Origin of the sequence: Paracoccus zeaxanthinifaciens ATCC 21588, from assembly GCF_000420145.1 — a bacterium.
Classification (GTDB): Bacteria; Pseudomonadota; Alphaproteobacteria; order Rhodobacterales; family Rhodobacteraceae; genus Paracoccus; species Paracoccus zeaxanthinifaciens.
Genome location: NZ_ATUJ01000005.1, coordinates 74243 through 95522, shown reverse-complemented (window position 1 = coordinate 95522; position 21280 = coordinate 74243). Strand labels below are relative to the sequence as shown.

Annotated in this window: 25 protein-coding genes; 19 read left to right on the top strand and 6 right to left on the bottom strand. The window is 68.9% G+C overall.

The window, feature by feature from the left end:
* The first annotated feature begins 157 nt into the window (after nucleotides 1-157).
* The 8 genes from F804_RS0106775 (at nucleotide 158) to F804_RS0106740 (ending at nucleotide 7676) form a co-directional block, all read left to right on the top strand.
* The gene (locus F804_RS0106775; RefSeq protein ID WP_028725723.1) at nucleotides 158-433 is read left to right on the top strand and encodes an Rdx family protein; all 276 of its coding nucleotides are present in this window, start codon (nucleotides 158-160) and stop codon (nucleotides 431-433) included.
* Nucleotides 434-496: 63 nt separating this feature from the next.
* A complete protein-coding gene (gene modA / locus F804_RS0106770; protein ID WP_022706989.1) occupies nucleotides 497-1234 on the top strand; it encodes a molybdate ABC transporter substrate-binding protein in 738 nt (245 codons plus the stop codon).
* Nucleotides 1234-1932, top strand: coding sequence for a molybdate ABC transporter permease subunit (gene modB / locus F804_RS0106765; protein WP_022706988.1), 699 nt, complete (start codon nucleotides 1234-1236; stop codon nucleotides 1930-1932). The genes modA and modB overlap by 1 nt, the downstream gene beginning before the upstream one ends.
* Nucleotides 1929-2993, top strand: coding sequence for a molybdenum ABC transporter ATP-binding protein (gene modC / locus F804_RS0106760; RefSeq protein ID WP_022706987.1), 1065 nt, complete (start codon nucleotides 1929-1931; stop codon nucleotides 2991-2993). The genes modB and modC overlap by 4 nt, the downstream gene beginning before the upstream one ends.
* A 72-nt stretch (nucleotides 2994-3065) precedes the next feature.
* The gene (locus F804_RS0106755; RefSeq protein ID WP_022706986.1) at nucleotides 3066-4565 is read left to right on the top strand and encodes an ABC transporter substrate-binding protein; all 1500 of its coding nucleotides are present in this window, start codon (nucleotides 3066-3068) and stop codon (nucleotides 4563-4565) included.
* The gene (locus F804_RS0106750; protein ID WP_022706985.1) at nucleotides 4562-5506 is read left to right on the top strand and encodes an ABC transporter permease; all 945 of its coding nucleotides are present in this window, start codon (nucleotides 4562-4564) and stop codon (nucleotides 5504-5506) included. The genes F804_RS0106755 and F804_RS0106750 overlap by 4 nt, the downstream gene beginning before the upstream one ends.
* Nucleotides 5503-6282 (top strand): ABC transporter permease, encoded by a 780-nt coding sequence (locus F804_RS0106745; RefSeq protein ID WP_040595768.1) that lies wholly within the window; start codon nucleotides 5503-5505, stop codon nucleotides 6280-6282. The genes F804_RS0106750 and F804_RS0106745 overlap by 4 nt, the downstream gene beginning before the upstream one ends.
* Entirely contained in the window at nucleotides 6279-7676 is a 1398-nt protein-coding gene (locus tag F804_RS0106740) for an ABC transporter ATP-binding protein (protein ID WP_022706983.1), read from the top strand. The genes F804_RS0106745 and F804_RS0106740 overlap by 4 nt, the downstream gene beginning before the upstream one ends.
* Here F804_RS0106740 and F804_RS0106735 read toward each other — a convergent pair.
* From F804_RS0106735 to F804_RS0106715, 5 genes are all read right to left on the bottom strand, one after another.
* Nucleotides 7658-8428 carry an ABC transporter ATP-binding protein gene (locus tag F804_RS0106735; protein WP_022706982.1) on the bottom strand — a complete coding sequence of 257 codons (771 nt, stop codon included), beginning with the start codon at nucleotides 8426-8428 and terminating at the stop codon, nucleotides 7658-7660. The two genes, F804_RS0106740 and F804_RS0106735, sit on opposite strands and share 19 nt — an antisense overlap.
* Nucleotides 8425-9315: an ABC transporter ATP-binding protein gene (locus F804_RS15860; protein ID WP_022706981.1), complete on the bottom strand. Its 891-nt coding sequence runs from the start codon at nucleotides 9313-9315 to the stop codon at nucleotides 8425-8427. Before F804_RS15860 ends, F804_RS0106735 begins: the two co-directional genes overlap by 4 nt.
* A complete protein-coding gene (nikC, locus tag F804_RS0106725; protein ID WP_028725719.1) occupies nucleotides 9312-10223 on the bottom strand; it encodes a nickel transporter permease in 912 nt (303 codons plus the stop codon). Before nikC ends, F804_RS15860 begins: the two co-directional genes overlap by 4 nt.
* The gene (locus tag F804_RS0106720; protein WP_028725718.1) at nucleotides 10220-11212 is read right to left on the bottom strand and encodes an ABC transporter permease; all 993 of its coding nucleotides are present in this window, start codon (nucleotides 11210-11212) and stop codon (nucleotides 10220-10222) included. Before F804_RS0106720 ends, nikC begins: the two co-directional genes overlap by 4 nt.
* Nucleotides 11213-11317: 105 nt before the next feature.
* A complete protein-coding gene (locus F804_RS0106715; RefSeq protein ID WP_028725717.1) occupies nucleotides 11318-12925 on the bottom strand; it encodes an ABC transporter substrate-binding protein in 1608 nt (535 codons plus the stop codon).
* Between the two features lie 189 nt (nucleotides 12926-13114).
* Between F804_RS0106715 and F804_RS0106710 the strand changes: the two genes are divergently transcribed.
* From F804_RS0106710 to F804_RS0106675, 8 genes are all read left to right on the top strand, one after another.
* Nucleotides 13115-13729: a ribonuclease D gene (locus F804_RS0106710; RefSeq protein WP_022706977.1), complete on the top strand. Its 615-nt coding sequence runs from the start codon at nucleotides 13115-13117 to the stop codon at nucleotides 13727-13729.
* A gap of 77 nt (nucleotides 13730-13806) precedes the next feature.
* Entirely contained in the window at nucleotides 13807-14706 is a 900-nt protein-coding gene (locus tag F804_RS0106705) for a KpsF/GutQ family sugar-phosphate isomerase (protein ID WP_051142316.1), read from the top strand.
* Between the two features lie 4 nt (nucleotides 14707-14710).
* Nucleotides 14711-15298, top strand: coding sequence for a hypothetical protein (locus F804_RS0106700; protein ID WP_028725715.1), 588 nt, complete (start codon nucleotides 14711-14713; stop codon nucleotides 15296-15298).
* Nucleotides 15299-15309: 11 nt separating this feature from the next.
* Nucleotides 15310-15795, top strand: a complete 486-nt coding sequence (lptA, locus tag F804_RS0106695; protein WP_022706974.1) for a lipopolysaccharide transport periplasmic protein LptA — start codon at nucleotides 15310-15312, stop codon at nucleotides 15793-15795.
* A complete protein-coding gene (gene lptB, locus F804_RS0106690; protein ID WP_022706973.1) occupies nucleotides 15792-16520 on the top strand; it encodes an LPS export ABC transporter ATP-binding protein in 729 nt (242 codons plus the stop codon). The genes lptA and lptB overlap by 4 nt, the downstream gene beginning before the upstream one ends.
* Nucleotides 16521-16696: 176 nt before the next feature.
* Nucleotides 16697-17272 (top strand): ribosome hibernation-promoting factor, HPF/YfiA family, encoded by a 576-nt coding sequence (gene hpf / locus F804_RS0106685; RefSeq protein WP_022706972.1) that lies wholly within the window; start codon nucleotides 16697-16699, stop codon nucleotides 17270-17272.
* Nucleotides 17273-17363: 91 nt separating this feature from the next.
* Nucleotides 17364-17828, top strand: a complete 465-nt coding sequence (locus F804_RS0106680) for a PTS sugar transporter subunit IIA (protein ID WP_022706971.1) — start codon at nucleotides 17364-17366, stop codon at nucleotides 17826-17828.
* Between the two features lie 53 nt (nucleotides 17829-17881).
* Complete coding sequence (locus F804_RS0106675; protein ID WP_022706970.1) at nucleotides 17882-18070, top strand: hypothetical protein; 189 nt, start codon at nucleotides 17882-17884, stop codon at nucleotides 18068-18070.
* Nucleotides 18071-18138: 68 nt separating this feature from the next.
* Here the strand turns inward: F804_RS0106675 and F804_RS0106670 are convergent, their stop codons facing one another.
* Nucleotides 18139-19008 carry a branched-chain amino acid aminotransferase gene (locus F804_RS0106670; RefSeq protein ID WP_028725714.1) on the bottom strand — a complete coding sequence of 290 codons (870 nt, stop codon included), beginning with the start codon at nucleotides 19006-19008 and terminating at the stop codon, nucleotides 18139-18141.
* Nucleotides 19009-19161: 153 nt separating this feature from the next.
* On the opposite strand from F804_RS0106670, the gene F804_RS0106665 reads away from it, so the two are divergent.
* Genes F804_RS0106665 through F804_RS0106655 form a run of 3 tightly spaced genes read left to right on the top strand, consistent with a single transcriptional unit; the run spans nucleotide 19162 to nucleotide 21244 of the window.
* A complete protein-coding gene (locus F804_RS0106665; RefSeq protein WP_022706968.1) occupies nucleotides 19162-19680 on the top strand; it encodes a MarR family winged helix-turn-helix transcriptional regulator in 519 nt (172 codons plus the stop codon).
* A gap of 18 nt (nucleotides 19681-19698) precedes the next feature.
* On the top strand, nucleotides 19699-20397 hold the full coding sequence (locus F804_RS0106660) for a response regulator (protein ID WP_022706967.1): 699 nt from the start codon (nucleotides 19699-19701) through the stop codon (nucleotides 20395-20397).
* 31 nt (nucleotides 20398-20428) lie between these two features.
* Nucleotides 20429-21244 (top strand): uracil-DNA glycosylase, encoded by an 816-nt coding sequence (locus F804_RS0106655; protein ID WP_028725713.1) that lies wholly within the window; start codon nucleotides 20429-20431, stop codon nucleotides 21242-21244.
* Nucleotides 21245-21280 lie beyond the last annotated feature (36 nt).

The following is a 21280-nucleotide window of genomic DNA, read 5'->3' as shown; positions in this document are numbered from 1 at the left end:
GGTTCACGGGAATGGCTGGTGCGGACACTGGCTGATTGCGGCGATAATCCTCACGCAAACGGGATTGAAGCGTGTGTTTCCGTGAAGGGGCCGCATTGTTGCAGGCCGGCAACAGCGCCGCTTGTGCGGGCGGGGGCGCGTGGATATCGTCGCCGCCATGACCAGACCCCGCATCACGATCCGTTACTGCACCGGCTGCAACTGGCTTCTTCGGGCCGGGTGGATGGCGCAGGAATTGCTGCAGACCTTCGGCGAGGACCTTGCCGAGGTCGCGATCGTTCCCGGCACCGGCGGCATCTTCCAGATCGCGGTGGACGACCGGCTGATCTGGGACCGCAAGGCCGATGGCGGCTTTCCCGGCCCCAAGGAGATCAAGCAGCGCCTGCGCGACGCGATCGACCCCGAACGCGACCTGGGCCACCTGGATCGCTGATCCGTTATGTCCGGCGGAAAATAGCGCTTGCATCCGCGGCCCGCGCGGGCTGCAATCGCGGCCATGTTCCGCGCCCTTCTGATCGCCGCCGTCCTTGCGACCCCGCCCTTGCGCGCAGGGGCCGAGGTGCTGGTCTTCGCGGCCTCCAGCCTGACCGACGCGCTGGACCGCATCGCCGCCCTGTGGGAGGCGGGCGGGAACGAGCCCGTCACCATATCCTATGCCGGTTCCTCGGCGCTTGCGCGGCAGATCCAGCAGGGTGCGCCCGCCGACATCTTCGTGTCCGCCAACCAGGAATGGATGGACGCCCTGCAGCGTTCGGGCGATGTCGATGCCGCCAGCCGTCGCGACGTGGCCGGAAACGCGCTGGTGCTGATCGCGCATGGCGACGCGCCCCCGGTGACCATCGACGCCGCGCTGGACCTGCCCGCGATGCTGAAGGGGGGGCGCCTGTCCATGGCCATGACCGCCAGCGTGCCCGCGGGCATCTATGGGCGGCAGGCGCTGGAATCGCTTGGGCTGTGGCAGGGGGTCGAGGCAAGCGTCGCGCAATCCGACAATGTCCGCACGGCACTGGCCTTCGTCGCGCGGGGCGAGGCGCCGCTCGGCATCACCTATGCGACCGATGCGCTGGTCGAACCCGACGTGACCGTGATCGGCCGGTTCCCCGAAGGCAGCCACGCGCCCATCCTCTATCCCGCCGCGCGGGTCGCGGGGGCACAGGATGGCGGTTTCCTCGACTTCCTGACATCGGACGCGGCGCGCGAGCTGTGGCGCGAATACGGCTTCGGCGATCCGTGATGGCGGACTGGCTGGGCCCCGAGGGCTGGCAGGCGGTGGTGCTGTCGCTCAAGGTCGCGTTCTGGGCCACGGCCCTGTCGCTGCCCTTTGGCATCCTTGTCGCGCATGCGCTGGCCCGCTGGCGGTTCCCGGGGCGCGGGCTGCTGAACGGGCTGGTCCACCTGCCGCTGATCCTGCCGCCTGTCGTGACGGGCTATCTTCTGCTGCTGGTCTTCGGACGGCAGGGCGCGGTCGGTGCCTGGCTGCACGAGGCGTTCGGCATCACGCTGGCCTTCCGCTGGACGGGTGCGGCGCTTGCGGCGGCGATCATGGGCTTTCCGCTGATGGTCCGCGCGATCCGCCTTGCGATCGAGGCCGTGGACCCCGGCCTCGAATCCGCGGCGGCCACGCTGGGGGCGGGGCCGGTCCGGGTCTTCGCGACGGTGACGCTGCCGCTGGCCGCGCCGGGTGTGGTCGCGGGCGCGATCCTGTCCTTTGCCAAGGCCATCGGCGAATTCGGCGCGACGATCACCTTCGTGTCGAACATTCCCGGCCAGACCCAGACCCTGCCTTCCGCGATCCATGCCCTGCTGCAGGTACCGGGTGGCGAGGCTGCGGCAGGCCGCCTTGTCGTCATCGCCATCCTCATCGCCATGGCCGCGCTGATGCTGTCCGAACTGATCGCGCGGCGCGTCGCCCGCAAGGTCGCCGGCGCATGAGCCTGGAGGTCCGCATACGCCACCGCTTCGCGGGCTTCGCGCTGGAGGCGGAGTTCACCGCGCAGCCCGGACTGACGGTGCTGTTCGGCCCCTCGGGTTCCGGAAAAAGCACGATCGTCGATGCGGTGGCGGGCCTCTTTCGTCCCGATCACGCGCTGATCCGCGCCGATGGCCGCGTGCTGACCGATACCGACGCGCACATCTTCGTGCCGCCGCATCGCCGCCGTGCCGGATACGTGTTCCAGCAGGGGCGGCTTTTCCCGCATCTCAGCGTGCGGCGGAACCTGACCTATGGCAGCCGCAAGGGGGGCGCGGATTTCGCGCAGGTGGTCGGGATGCTGGGCATCGGGCACCTGCTGGACCGCGCGCCCGCCGCGCTGTCGGGGGGCGAACGCAGCCGCGTGGCGATCGGCCGCGCATTGCTGGCGCAGCCGCTGCTGATGCTGGCGGACGAACCCCTTGCCGCGCTGGACGACGCCCGCAAGGCCGAGATCCTGCCCTATTTCGAGCGTCTGCGCGACGAGGCGCGGGTGCCGATCCTCTATGTCTCGCACTCCATCCCCGAGGTGACGCGCCTTGCGACCACGGTCGTGGCGTTGCGGGCGGGCCGCGTGATCGCGCAGGGCACCCCGTCCGAGGTACTGGGCCAGGGCGCGCTTGGCGGCGATGCGGGCGCGATCATCGACGCCCGTGTCCGGCGCCACCACGATGACGGCCTGACCGAGCTGGTCGCGGGCGACGTGCCCCTGTGGGTGCCGCGCGTGGCCGCCGCCCCCGGCACAGCGCTGCGCCTGCGCGTCGGCGCGCGCGATGTCGTCCTGTCGCGCGATCGCCCGACGGGGCTGTCGGCACTGAACATCATGCCGGGGCGCATCGCCGGGATGCGCGATGCGCCGGACGGTTCGGTCATGGTCAGGCTGGACCTGGGACAGGATGCGCTGATCGCCCGCATCACCCGCCGTTCTGCCCATGCGATGGGGCTTGCGGTCGGTCAGGACTGCCACGCGATCCTGAAATCCGTGGCGGTTCACGGGTCCGACATCGCGCCGGCGCCCGGCTGATTTCGGGGCTTGCGCCGCAACCGCGCATCCGGCAAATGGCATAATATTACATTTCATAACCGGAGATCAGGAATGATCCGTTCCGCCCTTCTGGCGGTCACGGCGGCGCTGTGCCCGCTGACCGCGCTTGCCGATGACCAGACCCTGGACATCGCCGCCCCCTTCGAGCTGAAGGGCCTCGATCCGGCACTGTCCGGCGACATCTTCCTGCGGCTCGAGATTGCCGAGACGCTAGTGGACAGCGATGCGAAGGGCCGTCTGCGCCCCGGCCTTGCGACGGAATGGACGACCTCGGAGGACGGGCTGGAATGGCGCTTCCGCATCCGCGAGGGGGTGGCCTTCCACGACGGCACCATGCTGGACGCCGCCGCCGCCGCGATCTCGTTGAACCATGCCCGCAGCCACGAGGGGCTGCTGTCCCGCGCGCCCATCACCGATATCCGCGCCGACGGGGCCGATCTGGTCGTCGCCCTGTCCGAACCCTTCGCGATCCTGCCCGCCTTCCTTGCGGAATATCGCAGCCAGATCCTGGCGCCCGCATCCTACGGCCCGGATGGCGAGGTGGTCGCGCTGATCGGGACCGGCGCCTTCCGCACGACCGAGGTCTCGCCGCCCCAGACCCTCGCAGCCGAGCGGTTCGAGGATTACTGGGACGGCGCGGCGCGCATTCCGGCGCTGCGCTATACCGCCGTGACGCGGTCGGAAACCCGCGCCCTGATGGCCGAGAGCGGCGATGCCGAGCTGGTCGTCACGCTGGACCCGGCATCCGTCACCCGCCTTTCGGAGCTGGAGGACCTGGAGGTGGTCAGCGCCCCCCTGCCGCGGGTCCTGATGCTGAAGGTGGACGCCGCATCGCCGTTCTTCGACAGCGCCGCCGAACGCGAGGCGCTGTCCATGGCCATCGACCGCGCGGGCCTTGCGCAGGTGGTGCTGCGCTATGACGCCTCGGCCGACCAGATGTTCCCGCCCAACATGGACGGCTGGCACGATGCCGCGCTGCCGCCGCTGTCCTACGATCCCGAAGCTGCCCGCGCGCTGCTGGAACAGGCGGGCTGGACGCCCGGCGATGACGGCATCATGCAGAAGGACGGGCAGCGCTTCGCGGTCGAGCTGGTGACCTATCCCGACCGGCCCGAACTGCCGCTGACCGCGACGGTCCTGCAGCAGCTGTTCCACGATATCGGGGTGGACATCCGCATCGTCTCGTCGAACTCGTCCGAGATCCCCGCGCGCCACGCGGCGGGCACGCTGCAGATGGGGCTGATGGCGCGCAACTTCGCGCTGGTGCCCGATCCGACCGGCACGCTGCTGCAGGATTACGCCCCCGGCGGGGACTGGGGCGCGATGGGCTGGGACAACCCCGAGGCCGCGCAGCTGATCCGGCGCATGGCCTCCGAGGGCGCGACGCCGGGCGACCGCGCCCGTATCGCCGCGATCTTCCGGCAGGACCTGCCGGTCATCCCGATCGCCTGGTACCAGCAGACCGCCGCCATCTCGGACCGGGTCGAGGGGATCACGCTGGACCCCTATGAGCGCGGCTTCGGGCTGGCCCGCGCGGGCTTCGTCGAATGAGGGGGCTGACCGGTATCCTGGCCTTCCGCCTTGCGCAGGCGGCGGGGGTGGCGCTTGTCGTGGGGGTCATGTCCTTCCTGATGATACAGGCCATGCCCGGCGATGCGGCCTATCGCATCGCCGCGGCGCGATACGGCTACGACATGGTGTCGTCGCAGGCGGCGGATGCCGTCCGGGCCGAGCTGAACCTGGATGCGGGCGCGCTTGCCCAGTTCGGCGGCTGGATCGCGGACCTGCTGCGCTTCGACCTTGGGCGCTCGGTCGTGTCGGGCGAACCCGTCGCCCACGAGATCGCGCACCAGCTGGGCGCGACGCTGCACCTGTCGGTCGTGGCGCTGCTGATCGCGCTTCTGATCGGGCCGCCCCTCGGGGTGCTGGCGGGGCTGCGCGCGGGCGGCCTGCTGGATCGCGTGCTGCTGGTCGCCGCGGCGGGACTGCGCGCCATGCCGCAATTCCTGCTGGGACTGGTGCTGATCGTGGCCCTGGCGGTCGAGGCGGGGCTGCTGCCCTCGGCCGGTCACGGTCGCGCGGCGCATGTCGTGCTGCCGGCGCTGACCCTGGCCCTGGGGCTGGCCGCAGGCTCGGCGCGGATCGCGCGAGACCTGATGGCGGGTATCGCCGCCAGCCAGCACTATGCCTTCGCCCGCATGAAGGGCCTGTCCGACGGCCAGGTCCTGCGCCATCACGGGCTGCGCAACATCGCGGCACCGCTGCTGACCTATCTGGGCCTGCAATTCGTCTTCCTGGCCGAGGGCGTCGTCGTGGTCGAGACGATCTTCGGCTGGCCCGGCATCGGTCATGCGCTGATCCACGCTGTGTTCCACCGTGACGTGCCGATGGTGCAGGGCACCGCGCTGGTCATGGGGCTGGGCTTCGTCGTGCTGAACGCGCTGATCGACCTTGCGGCGGGCCGGATCGACCCGCGGGGGGTGACCGCATGAGCCTGCGTTCCGACCGTATCGGCTGGGCCCTGCTGCTGGCCGTCATCGGCTTCGCGCTGCTGGCCCCGGCCTTCGACCAGACCGGCCCGCTGAAGCAGTCGCTGCTGAAGGCGCTGGCCGGGCCCGACGCCGCGGCGCCCTTCGGCTATGACCACCTGGGCCGGTCGCTTTTCTCTCGGCTGGCGCATGCGCTGCGGCTGTCGCTGACGATCGCCTTTGCCGCGACCGCGACGGCGGCGGTGGTGGGCATCGGGCTGGGCGTCCTGGCCGCATGGCGCGGGGGCTGGATCGACCGCGCCCTGGGTCTTGTCGCCGACAGCGTGCTGGCGCTGCCGGCGCTGCTGATGGTGCTGATGATGGGCGTCATCCTGCCCGGCATGGGCGCGGCCTTCTGGGCCGGCATCGCCGCCGTCCAGTGGATCGAGTTCTTCCGCCTGACCCGCCGCGCCTGCCGCGCCGTCATGGACGGCCCCGCGGTCGAGGCCGCGCGCATCCAGGGCTTCGGTCCGGCATGGATCTTCCGCCGCATCCTCTGGCCCGAGATCGGCCCCGTCCTGCGCACCGCGATGGCCTTCGGCGTGGCCGGTGCCATCGCGGCCATCGCGGCGCTCGGCTTCGTCAGCGTGGGCGTGCCCGCGCCCACGCCCGAGCTGGGCCAGATGATGGTCGAGCTGCTGCCCAGCTGGCGCGAGGCGCCCGTGGCAGTCGCCCAGCCCGTCGCGGCCTGCTTCGTGCTGCTTCTGTCCCTGAACCTGATCGCCGGAGGTCGCGCATGACCCTTCTGAAGGCCCGCGATATCTCCGTCACCGACGGTCGCGACAGGCTGGTCCAGCCGTTGTCGCTGACCCTTCGGCCCGGACGCGCCCTGACCATCCTGGGCGAGAGCGGCTCGGGCAAGAGCCTGCTGGCGCAGGCCATCCTGGGGACGCTGCCCAAGGGGCTGCATGCCTCGGGGGAACTGCATGTGGACGATGTCGCGCTGGACCCCGCGCGGCCGCGTGGCAACCGTGCGCTGTGGGGGCGGCTGATCGCCGTTCTGCCGCAGGAGCCCTGGCTGGCATTGGACCCGCTGATGCGGGCGGGGCGCCAGGTCGAGGAAACGCACCGCATGGTCGCGGGCAGCGCCGATGCCCGCGCCGCCACCGCGCGCGACCTGTCCGAGCTGGGCCTGTCGGGCGCGGGTGCGCGATGGCCCTGGCAGCTGTCGGGCGGCATGGCGCAGCGCCTGGCCTTCGCGGCGGCCCGCGCGGGCGGGGCGCCGATCACCGTGGCGGACGAGCCGACCAAGGGGCTGGACGCGGACCGGCGCGACGACGTGCTGGCCCTGCTGCAACGCGGGTTGCGCGACGGGGGCGGGCTGCTGACGATCACCCACGACCTCGACCTCGCGCGCGGGCTGGGCGGCGACATCATCGTCATCCGGGACGGCTGCGCGATCGAACAGGGCGAGGCCGCGAAGGTCCTTGCCGACCCGTCCCACCCCTATACCCGCCGCCTGATCGAGGCCGACCCCGCCCGCTGGCCCCCGCGCAAGCCGTCGGTGCCGGGGGCGGCCCTGCTGCGCGCGCGCGATCTGGTCGTCAGCCGCGGCGGGCGCGCGCTGACAGGTCCGCAGGATATCGACCTGCACCGGGGCGAGGTGATGGGCATTCAGGGTCCTTCGGGCTGCGGCAAGTCCAGCCTGGGGAATGCGCTTCTGGGCCTGCTGCCCGTCGCGGGCAGCGTCTGGCGCGATCCGTCGCTGCCGAAGGTCGCCTTCCAGAAGCTGTGGCAGGATCCGGTCGCGGCCTTTCCGCGCCGCTTGCGGCTGGGGCAGGGCATCGACGATCTGGTCGCGCTGCACCGGCTTGACGCATCCGAGGTCGCGCCCCTGATGGCCCGCCTTGCGCTGCGTTCCGAACTGCTGGACCGCCTGCCCGCCGAGGTTTCCGGAGGAGAGCTACAGCGCCTTGCCCTGCTGCGCGCGCTGCTGCTGAAGCCCGCCTTCCTGTTCGCGGACGAGCCGACCTCGCGGCTGGACCCCGTCACCCAGGCCGAGACGTTCGACCTGCTGACGGGCATCGCGCGGGAACGCGACATGGCCATGATGATCGTCAGCCATGACGCGTCCCTGCTGCGGGCATCCTGCGACCGCGTGCTGCGCCTGCCCGATCAGCCCCCGGCGCGATAGCTGCCCGAGGCCGCGATCAGGCCGCGCGTGTAATCGGCCTGCGCCGCACCCCGGCGCAGGTCCTCGACTTGCAGTTCCTCGACCAGGCGCCCGTGCTGCATGACCGCGATGCGGTCGCACATATGCCCGACCACCGCCAGGTCGTGCGTGACCATCAGATAGGTCAGGCCGTGTTCCGCCCGCAGGTCCGACAGCAGGTTCAGGATCTCGGCCTGGACGCTGACATCCAGCGCGCTGGTCGGTTCGTCCAGCAGCAGCAGGCGTGGTTCGGCGGCCAGCGCGCGGGCGATCGCCACGCGCTGCCGCTGCCCGCCCGACAGCTGGTGCGGATAGCGGAAGCGGAAGCTGCGCCCCAGACCCACATCGTCCAGCAGCCTGTTGATGCGCCGGTCGACATCCCCGATCCCCTGAAGGCGCAGGGTCTCGGACAGGACGGCATCGACGGAATGGCGCGGGTGCAGGCTGGCATAGGGGTCCTGGAAGACCATCTGCACGGTCTTGAAGAATTGCCGGTCGCGCCTTGCGCCGTGGATCGTGCGGCCCGCCACCTCGAGATTGCCGGACCAGCTGTCGATCAGCCCCGCGACGGCGCGCAGGATGGTGGACTTGCCCGAACCGGATTCGCCCACCAGCCCGAAGCTTGCGCCCTCGGCCACGGCGATCGAGGCGTGCTTTACCGCGTCCACGCGGTCGGGCGGATCGCCGAACCAGACGTTCAGGTCGTGGATGGACAGCATCGGCGGCTTGGTCATCGCAGCCCTCCGGGAAGATCGGTATCGGCATGGGGGGCGATCGGGTCGCCGTCGCGCCAGCTGTCCTGCCGGGTCAGCACCGGCAGGCGGTCCTGCGGCGCGTCAAGACGCGGCAGGCTGGCCAGAAGCCCCTGGGTATAGGGGTGGCGGGCCTTGTGCAGCTCGCGCGCGGGCAGGGTCTCGACGATGCGGCCGGCATACATGATCAGCACCCGGTCGCAGAACTGCGCGACCATGTTCAGGTCGTGGCTGATGAAGATCAGCCCCATCCCGCGATCGCGCACGAGGTTGTCCATGATCGACAGGACCTCGTTGCGGACCGACACGTCCAGCGCCGAGGTCGGCTCGTCCGCGATCAGGATCTCGGGGTCGGGGGCCAGCATCATGGCGATCATGATGCGCTGGCCCATGCCGCCCGACACCTCGTGGGGATAGCTGTCCATGACCCGTTCGGGATCGCGGATCTGGACGGCGCGCAGCATCTCCAGCGCCTTGGCATGGGCATCGGCACGGCTGACGCGGCGATGCAGGCGATACGCCTCGGTGATCTGGCGGCCGACGGTCATCACGGGGTTCAGGCTGAACTTGGGGTCCTGCATGACCATGCTGATCCGCTGGCCGCGGATCTTCCGCATCCGGCGTTCGGGCAGGTTCAGGATCGACTGGCCCTGGAACTCCATCCGGTCGGCCTCGACCCGGCCCGGCGGCCGGATCAGGCCCAGCACCGAACGGCCCGTCATGGACTTGCCGCTGCCGGATTCGCCGACGACGCCCAGCCTTTCGCGGCCAAGGTCGAAATTGATCCCGCGCACCGCCTGGAACAGGCCCTGGCGGGTCGGGAAGGTCACGCGCAGGTTGCGCACTGACAGAAGCGGGGCGTCGGTCACTTCGCGCCTCCTTTCGGGTCCAGCACGTCGCGCAGCCCGTCACCCAGCAGGTTGAAGGCCATCGAGACGGTGAAGATCGCAAGCCCCGGCATGGCGGCGACCCACCAGAAGTCCAGGATGTAGGTCCGCCCGTCCGAGATCATCGCCCCCCATTCGGGCATGGGCGGCTGCGCCCCCAGGCCGAGGAATCCGAGGCCCGCCGCGGACAGGATGATCCCCGCCATGTCCAGCGCGACCCGCACGATCAGCGAGCTGACACAAAGCGGCCAGATATGGCGGAACAGCAGGCGTGCCCGCCCCGCGCCCTGCAGCCTTGCTGCGGCGATGAAGTCGGCATTGCGGATGGTCAGCGTTTCGGCCCGGGCAAGGCGGGCATAGGGCGGCCAGGCGGTCAGCGCCAGCGCAAGGACCGCGTTGCCGATGCTGGGGCCCAGTGCCGCGACGAAGGCCAGCGCCAGGATCAGCTTGGGGAAGGCCAGGAAGATGTCGGTGATCCGCATAAGGACCTGGTCGACCCAGCCCCCGGCAAAGCCCGCGACCGTGCCGATGAACAGCCCGATCACCGGCGCGATCAGCGCCACGGTGCCCACGATGAACAGGGTGATGCGCGACCCGTGGATCAGGCGCGACAGGATGTCCCGCCCAAGCGCGTCGGTCCCCAGCCAGTGTTCCGCCGACGGCGGTTGCAGGCGGCTGGCCAGATCCTGCGCGAAGGGGCTTTTGGGTGCCAGAAGCGGGGCGAAGGCGGCCATGCCCAGAAGCAGGATCAGGATGATCAGCCCCAGCATCGCCAGCTTGTTCGCGCGGAAGGTCAGCCAGCCCTGGTAGAACGCGCCCAGCCGTGCCTGGCGGCGGGTCTGCGGCGCATCCGACAGCAGCCATTCGCGGCGTGTCATGGTGTTCGTCATTTCGCCCTCGGATCCAGCACGCGATAGAGGATGTCGCTGAACAGGTTCAGGACCACGAAGCAGACGCCGACGACGACCGTGCCGCCCAGCACCGCGTTCATGTCCCCCGACAGAAGCGAGCGGGTGATGTATTGCCCCAGCCCCGGCCAGCTGAAGATGATCTCGGTCAGGACCGATCCCTCCAGCAGCGACCCGAAGGACAGCGCGATGACCGTCACCAGCGGGATCGAGATGTTGCGGAAGGCATGCCCCCAGATCACCGCGCGTTCGGACAGGCCCTTCACGCGGGCGGTGGTGACATATTCGGCCGACAGCTGTTCCAGCATGAAGCTGCGCGTCATCCGGCTGATATAGGCAAGACTGTAATATCCCAGCAGGCTGGCCGGCAGGATGATGTGGCTGAAGGCGTCGCGGAACGCGGCCCAGTCGCGCGCAAGGGCGCTGTCGACAAGGATCATGCCGGTCACGCTTGGCACCATGCCGTCATAGATGATGCCCTGCCGTCCCGGCCCGCCGACCCAGCCGAGGATGCCGTAGAAGATCAGAAGCCCCATCAGGCCCAGCCAGAAGATGGGCATGGAATACCCGACCAGCGCCACCACGCGGGCGACCTGGTCCACGATGCCGCCGCGCCGTGCGGCGGCGATCACCCCAAGCGGCACGCCCGCCAGCACGCCGATCAGCGTGCCCAGGGTCGCCAGCTCGAAGGTGGCGGGAAAGACGCGGCGGATGTCGTCCCAGACCAGCTGTCCGGTCGAGATGGACCGCCCGAAATCGCCGGTCACGACATCGCCGATATAGTTGAGGAACTGGATGGCCAGCGGCTTGTCGAGGCCCATCGCCTGATAGGCCGCGTCGTATTGCGCCTGCGTCGCGCGATCGCCCACGACCTTCAGGACGGGGTCGATGGGCATGACGCGCCCGATGATGAAGGTCACCAGCAGCAGGCCCAGCAGGGTCAGCGCCAGCGAAAGGGCGGTGCCCGCGATGCCGCGCGCACGCCTGCGGCGCAGGGCCGTGCGCGCCGACGGGTCGGGGCGGCCGTTGCCGGGGGACGTGCCCCCGGCGGCCGCGGTCGTGTCCGAAGCCAAGTCTTATTCGCCCTTCGACACCTGGTGATAGACGACCGAGGTCACGGCGCCGCCGCTCCACCAGTTCTGGACGCCGTCGCGCAGGCCGACCTGCTCGATGCGCTGGAACAGCGGCACGATGGGGGCCTCGGCCTGGTACTGGCGCTGGATGTCCTCGTACATGGCGGCGCGCTTCTCGGTGTCCTGCTCCAGCGTGGCGGCCACGGTGGCCTCGTTCATCTCGGCGGGAACCTCGTAGGCGTTGCGCCATGCCAGAAGGCCCACGGCATTCGCCTCGTCGCTATTGTCGGGGTTGAAGGCGAAGGTCGCGGCATTGGTGTTCGGGTCGGAATAATCCGGGCCCCATTCGCCCAGGAAGATCGGCACCTCGCGGGCGCGATAGGCGTCCAGCACCTGCGCGCCGGTCATCTGCTCGATCTCCAGCGTCAGGCCGACCTCGGCCATGGATGCCTGCAGGGTCTGCGCCACGTCCACGTATTCGCGCAGGTCGCGCACGCGGGTGGTGATGGTGCCGCCCTCGATGCCCGCATCCGCCAGCAGCTGGCGGGCCTTCTCCACGTCATAGGTCCAGGCCTGGTCTTCCAGCGCGCCAAGATAGCCCTTGGGCAGGAAGGCCTGATGCGTGATGAACTGCCCCTTGAGGAAGCTCGAGGTGATGCCCTCGTAGTTCACGAGATGCTTCATCGCCTCGATCACGGCGGGGTTCGACAGCAGCTCGTCCTTCTGGTTCAGACCCATGTAGAGGATGCGCCCGCGCGGCTCGTCCTGAATCGTCACCCCTTCGACCGAGGCGATGCTGTCCACGTCGGTGGGGGTCAGGTTGCGCGCGACATCGATGTCGCCCTGTTCCAGCAGCAGGCGCTGCGCGCTGGATTCGGCGACGTTGCGCACGATCACGCGCTTCATGTCCGCCGCGCCCTGCCAGTAATCCTCGAACGCCGTCAGCTGCACGGCCTCGTTGGGGCGCCATGCGGCCAGTTCATAGGCACCCGAACCTGCCTCGGACGAGGTCAGGAAGGCATTGCCCAGGTCGCCGTCCTGTTCGTTGGCCAGGACCGTCTCCTTGTCGACGACGCTGGCGATCATGGCCGTCAGGCAGTTCAGCACGAAGGACTGCGCATAGGGCTGGTCCAGCTGCAGGGTCAGGGTGGTGTCGTCGAAGGTGATCATCTCCTCGACATTGTCGGCGGTGAAGCCGAACTGCGTCAGGATGAAGGCGGGGGTCTTGTCCAGCTTGACCGCGCGCTGCAGCGAGAAGGCCGCATCCTCGGCGCGGACGGGGTTGCCGGAATGGAAGGTCACGCCCTCGCGCATGGTGAAGGTGATCGAGGTCCCGTCCTCGGACACCTCCCAGCTTTCGGCCAGGGCGGGCTGGAAGCCTGCCTCGGGGTCCAGCGGGTCGAAATCGACCAGCCGGTCATAGGTGTTGCGGTTCACGTCGTTGCCCGCGAACTCGAAGGCCTGCGCGGGGTCCAGGCTGATGATGTCGTCGATCGTGTGCGCGATCACCAGCGTGTCGGCGGGCGTCTCCGCGAATGCGGCAGGCGCGAAGGCCAGCGCCGACGCCAGAAGAACGGCCCGCGAGGTCAGTCGAATGGTCATGTCTGTCATCCCTGTTGAGTTGCGCCCTGTCTGAGGCAGGGTTTGCATGACCTGCAGGTTGGCCCATGCCCCCGGGTCATGCAAGTGTCCCTTGCGGCAGGTCGCGCACGGATTTTTGGCTGGAACGGATTGCCCGTTTCTGGTCAGAGAGGCAGGGAACGAAACTTCGCGACCCTCTGCTCCAGAAAGGACCGCAGGATGAGCATCCATCTTTATCCCAACGATCTGCCCGACGATCTGGACCTCGGCAATGTCGTGGCCATCGACACGGAGACGATGGGGCTGGACCCGCGCCGCGACCGCCTGTGCCTGGTGCAGCTGTCCTCGGGGGACGGGGATGCCCACCTGGTCCAGATCGAGCGCGGCCAGACCGAGGCCCCGAACCTGACGAAGCTGCTGACCGATCCGAAGGTGCTGAAGCTGTTCCATTTCGGGCGCTTCGACATCGCGGCGCTGGAAAACGCCTTCGGCGTGGTGACCGCGCCCGTCTGGTGCACCAAGATCGCCTCGAGGCTGGTCCGCACCTTCACCGACCGCCACGGCCTGAAATACCTGCTGAACGAGATGGTGAACGTCGATGTCAGCAAGCAGCAGCAGACCAGCGACTGGGGCGCGGCCGACCTGACCGACGCGCAGCTGGAATACGCGGCCTCGGACGTGCTGCACCTGCACAAGCTGAAAGAGGCGCTGGAAACCCGCCTGAAGCGCGAGAACCGCATGGGCCTTGCGCAGGCGTGCTTTGACTTTCTGCCCGCCCGCGCCCATCTGGACCTTCTGGGCTGGGGCGACGAGGGTGACATCTTTCGCCACTGATGATTGACGGGGCGACGACCAAGGAGGAAGGTTTGAACGATTACATCGCCGCCGCAAGGCGCGTCATCGCGACGGAAATGGCGGGGCTTCAGGCCCTGTCCGACACTTTGGGCGAGGAATTTGACCGCGCCGTCCGCACGATCCTGGGCGCCGAGGGGCGGGTGATCGTTTCCGGCATGGGCAAGTCGGGCCATGTTGGCCGCAAGATCGCGGCCACTTTCGCGTCCACCGGCACGCCGGCGCAGTTCGTCCATCCGGGCGAGGCCAGCCACGGCGATCTGGGCATGGTCACGAAGCAGGATGTCGCGCTGGTCCTGTCCAACAGCGGCGAGACGCCCGAGCTGGCCGACCTGATCGCCCATACGCGCCGCTTCGGCATCCCGCTGATCGGCGTCGCCTCGCGCCCCGGATCGACGCTGATCCGGCAGTCCGACGTGGGCCTGCTGCTGCCCCAGGCGGACGAGGCCTGCGGCAACGGCATCGTGCCCACGACCTCGACCACCATGACGCTGGCGCTTGGCGATGCGCTGGCCATCGCCCTGATGGAGCATCGGCAGTTCACCCCCGAACATTTCCGCGTCTTCCATCCCGGCGGCAAGCTGGGCGCGCTGCTGGCCAAGGTGGGCGACCTGATGCATCGCGACATGCCGCTGGTGGACAGCGACGCGCCCATGTCCGACGCGCTGCTGACGATCAGCCAGAAGGGATACGGCGTCACCGGCGTCACCGGCCCCGAGGGCGAACTGGTGGGCATCATCACCGATGGCGACCTTCGCCGCCACATGCAGGGACTGCTGGATCACCGCGCGCACCAGGTCATGACCGCCGCGCCGCGCGTCATCGCGCCCGATGCCCTGGCCGAGGCCGCGCTGGCAGAGATGCAGGACCGCAAGATCACCTGCCTGTTCGCGGTGCAAGACGGGCGGCCCTGCGGCATCCTGCATATCCACGACTGTCTTCGCGCAGGGCTCGTGTGACGCCATGAACCGCACCCGCATCGTCCGCTGGCTTCGTGTCCTGCTGCCCCTGGTGGCGCTGGCGATGCTGTCGACGATGTTCCTGTTCTCTCGCGGGTCGGACACCGAATCGCGCATCCCCTATGCCGAGGTCGACGCCGAGGAAGCCGCCCGCGAGGGGCGCGTGGTGGCACCGGAATACTCCGCCGTCGCGGGCGACGGGTCGCAGATCGCGCTGCGTGCCGCGAACGGGCGCCCGACCGCCGACGGCGCCACCGCCGAGGGGTTGCAGCTGGACCTGCGCCGCAGCGATGGGGTGACCGCCACCGTCACCGCGCCGAATGGCGGGTCGGATGCCGACGCGATCCGGCTGGGCGGGGGCGTGACGATGCAGACCTCGACCGGGTGGCGGCTGGTGACCGACAGCCTCGAGGCCGCGACGGGGCAGGGGGTGCTGCGCGCCGACACCCGGGTCGAGGCCGAGGCCCCCTTCGGCGAGATCGAGGCCGGATCGATGCGGCTGGAGCCCGAGGATGCGGAAGCATCCGACGGACCGGCGATCTTGAATTTCTCGGGCGGGGTCCGTCTGATATACCGCCCACAGACCGAATGAGGGAATCCGCCATGCCGCGCCAGTTCGTCCTTGCCCTGACCCTTGCGCTGCTGCCCGCGGCGGCCATCGCCCAGAGCGTCGCCTTCGGCGGCATGGACAGCGACCCCTCGGCCCCGGTCGAGGTGGCGGCCGACAACCTGTCGGTGAACCAATCCGACGGCAGCGCGCGCTTTACCGGCAACGTGGTGATCGGCCAGGGCGAGATGCGCCTTTCGGCCGACGACGTGACGGTCGAATATGCCGAAGGCGGGCAGGACCGCATCCGCGCGCTGCTGGCGCGGGGCAACGTGACGCTGGTCGCGGGCGAGGACGCCGCCGAGGCGCAGGAGGCGCGATACGATGTCGAGGCCGGCACCGTGCTGCTGACCGGCGACGTGCTGCTGACGCAGGGCCGCAACGTGCTGTCGGGCAACCGCATCACCGTGGACATCCGCAACGGCACCGCCGAGGCGCAGGGCCGCGTCCGCACCATCCTGCAGCAGGGAAGCGGCCAATGACCGAGGGGCTGATCGTCCGCGAACTGCGCAAGTCCTACAAGAACCGCCCCGTCATCCGCGAGGTGTCCGTCAGCCTGTCGCGCGGCGAGGTCGTGGCCCTTCTGGGTCCGAACGGATCGGGCAAGACGACGACCTTCTACTGCATCGCGGGGCTGGTGACGCCCGATGCGGGCAGCGTCTCGATCGACGGTCGGGACGTGACGCGCCTGCCCATGTTCCGCCGCGCACGCATGGGCATCGGCTATCTTCCGCAGGAGATGTCGATCTTTCGCGGCCTGACGGTCGAACAGAACATCATGGCCGTGCTGGAGGTCTCGGTCGCGGACCCCCATCGCCGCCGCGACCGGCTGGAGGAGCTGCTGGCCGACTTCTCGATCACGCATCTGCGCGGCGCCCCCGCGCTGGCGCTGTCGGGCGGCGAACGCAGGCGGGCCGAGATCGCCCGCTGCCTTGCCTCGAACCCCGGTTTCCTGCTGCTGGACGAACCCTTCGCGGGCGTGGACCCCATCGCCGTGGGCGAGATCCGCAGCCTTGTCCACGACCTGAAGGGGCGCGGGATCGGTGTGCTGATCACCGATCACAACGTCCGCGAGACATTGGGCATCGTCGATCGCGCCTATATCCTGCATGACGGCCACGTCCTGATGTCCGGCACCACGGACCAGATCGTCGCCGACCCCAAGGTGCGCGAAGTCTATCTGGGCGAGGGCTTCCGCATGGCGTGATGCGCGTCGTGCAAATCGCTCTCACGGCCACGTGCGCACCGTTGACAACGCCGGAATGCTGTCACCAAATTGACTCATGCGGGCGCGGAAGTGCCGCCCCGCCGACCCCCGTTTCCGCCGTCGCCGGCCTTTGAACGGGCCTGCGCAACGAAACGGGCAACCGGAGAGGAATAACGATGCGCTACACCATCAGCGGAAAACACATCGATGTCGGAGATGCGTTGAGCACGCATGTCAAATCCGAGCTGGGCGAGACGATCGAGAAGTATTCTCAGCGCCCGACGGATGCGACCGTGACCTTCTCGAAGGACGCGCATCAGTACTTGTGCGACGCTGTGGTGCATCTGTCGACCGGGCTGACCGTGCAGTCGCGGGGCCTGGCGACCGAGATCTATGCCGCCTTCGAGGCCTGCCGCGAGAAGATGGACAAGCAGCTTCGCCGCTACAAGCGCCGCCTCAAGGATCATCACAAGGACCGCGCGGCACCTGTTGTCTTCGGCGAGGCCGGAAGCTATGTGCTGGCCGCCGACGAGGACGAATGGGAATCGCAGGGCGGAAGCCTGGAACCCATCATCATCGCCGAGATGGAGAGCCGCGTTCCCACCCTGTCGGTCGGTGATGCGGTGATGCAGATGGAACTGGCAGGCACACCGCTTCTGGTGTTCCGCAACGAGAAACATGGCGGCGTCAATGTCGTCCACCGCCGCGACGACGGCAATGTGGGCTGGATCGACCCGCGCGGAAACGGCTGAGCGCCGCCGCGACTGACGCCAATTTGAACTCTGTCGCCCCCGTGCCCGTTGGGATTTCGGGGGCGGTCGGATTGGGAAAGACGCGAAGACGATGCAGATCAGCGAGATCCTTCAGCCGGGGGCGGTACGCTCTCTCGGGCAGGTCACCTCGAAGAAACGGCTGTTCCAGGAACTGGCCGAGCTGGCCGAGGCCCAGTACGGCGTCCCGGCATCCGAGGTGCTGGACGCCCTGCAGGAACGCGAGAGCCTTGGTCCGACGGGCGTGGGCCATGGCGTGGCGCTGCCCCATGCGCGGCTTCACGGGCTGGAAAAGGTCGCGGGCCTGTTCCTGCGGCTGGAGAAGCCCCTGGATTTCGACGCCGTGGACCGCCAGCCGGTGGATCTGGTCTTTGCGCTTCTGGCCCCCGAATCGGGCGGTGTCGATCACCTCAAGGCGCTGGCGCTGGTGTCGCGCACGCTGCGCGATCAGGACCTGCGCCAGAAGCTGCGCGCGAATGACGATGCCGTCGCACTGCACGCCGTCCTGTCGGCCGCACAGGGCATCAAGGCCGCCTGAGATTTGGAGAAGGACCGATTCGGCCCTATACTGGGGCCGGGAAGGAGGTCCCCATGACCAAGCATATCGCCGATCAGCCAAGGCTTCGCGGACAGTCCCGGATGCAGCATTTCCTGCGCCAGGACCGCGATGCGATGCCCCATGAAAGCAGCCTGAGCCTGCAGACGCGTCCGCAGGGGCGCGACGGGCAGCTGCGCAAATCCGCCGAATTCGCGCGGATCGAACGGGGCAGGCTGGCCTGACGGACACCCGGTCCGAACATGCGAAAGGGGGGCGCGAGGCCCCCCTTTGACGTCGATGCGTGCCGCGATCAGGCGCGGACCAGCGCCTCGTAATCCTCGGCCACCTTGCGGGTGATCTGGCCGACCTGGAACATCCAGTCGCCGATCTGGCCGACCGGCGTCACCTCGGCTGCAGTGCCGGTCAGCCAGCATTCGCTGAAGCCTTCCAGCTCCTCGGGCAGGATGCGGCGTTCATGGACGACGAAGCCCTTGTCCTTCAGCATCTGGATGACGGTCTGGCGCGTGATGCCGTTCAGGAAACGGTCGGCCAGCGGCGTGTGGATCTCTCCGTCCTTGACGAAGAAGATGTTCGCGCCGGTTGCTTCGGCCACGTAGCCCTCCCAGTCCATGAACAGCGCGTCCGAGCAGCCCTTGGCCTCGGCGGCGTGCTTGGACATGGTGCAGATCATGTAAAGGCCTGCGGCCTTGGCCGCGGTCGGGATGGTCTCGGGGCTGGGACGCTTCCACTTGGCGACGTCCAGCTTCGCGCCCTGCCATTTCGCATCGCCGTAATAGCTGCCCCATTCCCAGGCGGCGACGGCGACGCGGACGGGGTTGCGCGCGGCGGACACGCCCATGTCGGGCCCCGACCCGCGCCATGCCACCACGCGGATATAGGCGTTCTCGAAGCCGTTGGCCTTCAGCACCTCTTCCTTGGCGGCGTCCAGTTCCTCGGCCGAATAGGGCAGCGGCATGTCCAGCAGGCGGCCCGATTCGATCAGCCGCAGCGAATGCTCGTGTCCCTTGAAGATCTTGCCGTCATAGCAGCGCTCGCCCTCGAAGACCGAGCTTGCATAATGCAGCGCATGGGTCAGGACGTGCACTTTCGCATCGCGCCAGTCGACCAGTTCGCCGTCCATCCAGATCTTGCCGTCGCGATCGTCGTAAGCCCCGTTCATCGTCATCTCCGTCGACCACCCGATGTTCGATTCTTGCGCAATTCCGGGCGGATTTGGCATGTTTGTTACGCAAGACGGTTGACGGCTAGCAATCACCGCATAGAAAGTCAACAACGCTGCCATAACGCGACGACAAGACCGGAAGGACCCCGCATGCAGGACAAGGCCCGTATTCAGACCATGGTCGGCGAGGATCTGCTGTTCCTGACGGACGACCAGCTGCGTCGCGGGATCGAGGCGATGTTCTTCGCCTACCGGGCCTTCACCGCCGATCCGGACATGATCCTCGAGGATCTGGACTATGGCCGCGCCCATCACCGCGCGCTGCATTTCATCAACCGCGAACCGGGCCTGACGGTCACGTCGCTGCTGGCGGTGCTGGGGGTGACCAAGCAGTCGCTGAACCGCGTCCTGCGCGCCCTGATCGAGGACGGCCTGGTCGAAAGCCGCGTCGGCCGCCGCGACCGGCGCGAAAGGCAGCTGTTCCTGACCCAGACGGGCACCGCGCTGGAACGCCGCCTGTCCGAGGCGCAGCGCGCGCGGATGCGGGGCGCCTATCGCAAGGCGGGGCCGCAGGCGGTGGCCGGTTTCCGGCAGGTGCTGGAAGCGATGATGGACCCCGACATGCGGGCGCAGTATCAGGCGATGAAGGATCTGCCCGAAGATCGCTGAGCCGCCAGGGGAAACGCCATGACGACCGACGCCCATCTGCTGATCGTCGATGACGACGAACGCATTCGCGCCCTGCTGGGTCGGTTCCTGCGGCGCAACGGCTTCATGGTCAGCATGGCGCGCGATGCCGCCCAGGCCCGCAGGCTGCTGGCGGGTCTCGAATTCGACCTGATCGTGCTGGACGTGATGATGCCGGGCGAGGACGGGCTGGAACTGACGCGCGATCTGCGCAGGCGCATCCAGACGCCCATCCTGCTGCTGACCGCGCGGGGCGAGACCGAGGACCGGATCGCGGGCCTCGAAAGCGGGGCGGACGATTACCTGCCCAAGCCCTTCGAGCCGCGAGAGCTGCTGCTGCGCATCTCGGCCATCCTGCGCCGCGTGCCCGCCGTGGAAATCGCGCAGCCCAAGTTCCTGACACTGGGCCAGCTGCGATACGACACGGACAAGGGCGATCTGTGGCAGGGCGACACGCCGCTGCGCCTGACGGGCACCGAATCGGCGCTGCTGCGCAGGCTGGCCGCCAGCCGGGGTCAGCCCGTCAGCCGGGCCGAGCTGATCGAGGATCTGGGCCGTGGCGGCGACGAGGCCGAGGGCGGCGAGCGTGCCATCGACGTCCAGATCACCCGCCTGCGCCGCAAGATCGAGCCCGACCCGCGCGAACCGCGCTTCCTGCAGACGGTTCGCGGCACCGGCTACATGCTGGTGGTGGACTAGCGGCGCCCGCGCCCCTAGCTTGGCCCGCGACATGGATGCCACGACTTATCAGGGAATCGAGCTGGACGCCGAGACGGCGCTGGCACTGCTGGAATGGCAGATGGAGATGGGCGCGGACATGCCGGTCATGGACGCCCCCGTCGACCGCTTCGACCTGCCGGCCCGCCCCGAACTGCCGCCGCTGCCCGCGGCCCCCGCAGCCCCCGTGCCTCCGCCTGCCGACGATGACGACAGCGCCGCCCGCCTGGCCGAGGCCGAGGCCCTTGCCGCATCGGCCAGCACGCTCGAGGCGCTGGCATCCGCCCAGCAGGGCTTCGACGGGATCGAGCTGAAGAAGGGCGCGCGGAACTTCTGCTTTGCCGACGGCAACCCCAAGGCCCGCGTCCTGATCCTGGGCGAGGCGCCGGGGGACGAGGAGGACCGCCAGGGCCGCCCCTTCGTGGGCCGCGCGGGGCAGCTGCTGGACCGCATGTTCGCCGCCATCGGCATGGCACGCGACGCGGTGGATGCGCAGGCCGCGATCTATATCGTGAACGTGCTGACATGGCGCCCGCCGGGCAACCGCGATCCCAACCCCGACGAGATCGCGGTCAGCATGCCCTTCCTGCGGCGGCATGTCGAACTGGCCGATCCCGACGTGATCGTGCTGATGGGCAACATCCCCTGCCAGGCCGCGCTGGAACGGCGCGGCATCCTGCGCCTGCGCGGTCAATGGACCGAGGCCTTCGGCAAGCCCGCGCTGCCGATGACGCACCCCGCCTATCTGCTGCGCAATCCGCAGGCGAAACGAGAGGCCTGGGCAGACCTTCTGTCGCTGCAGGCGCGGCTGGAATCGCTTTCCGTTTAGGTTCGGTTTCCCCATGATGTGCTAACCGGGCGTCAC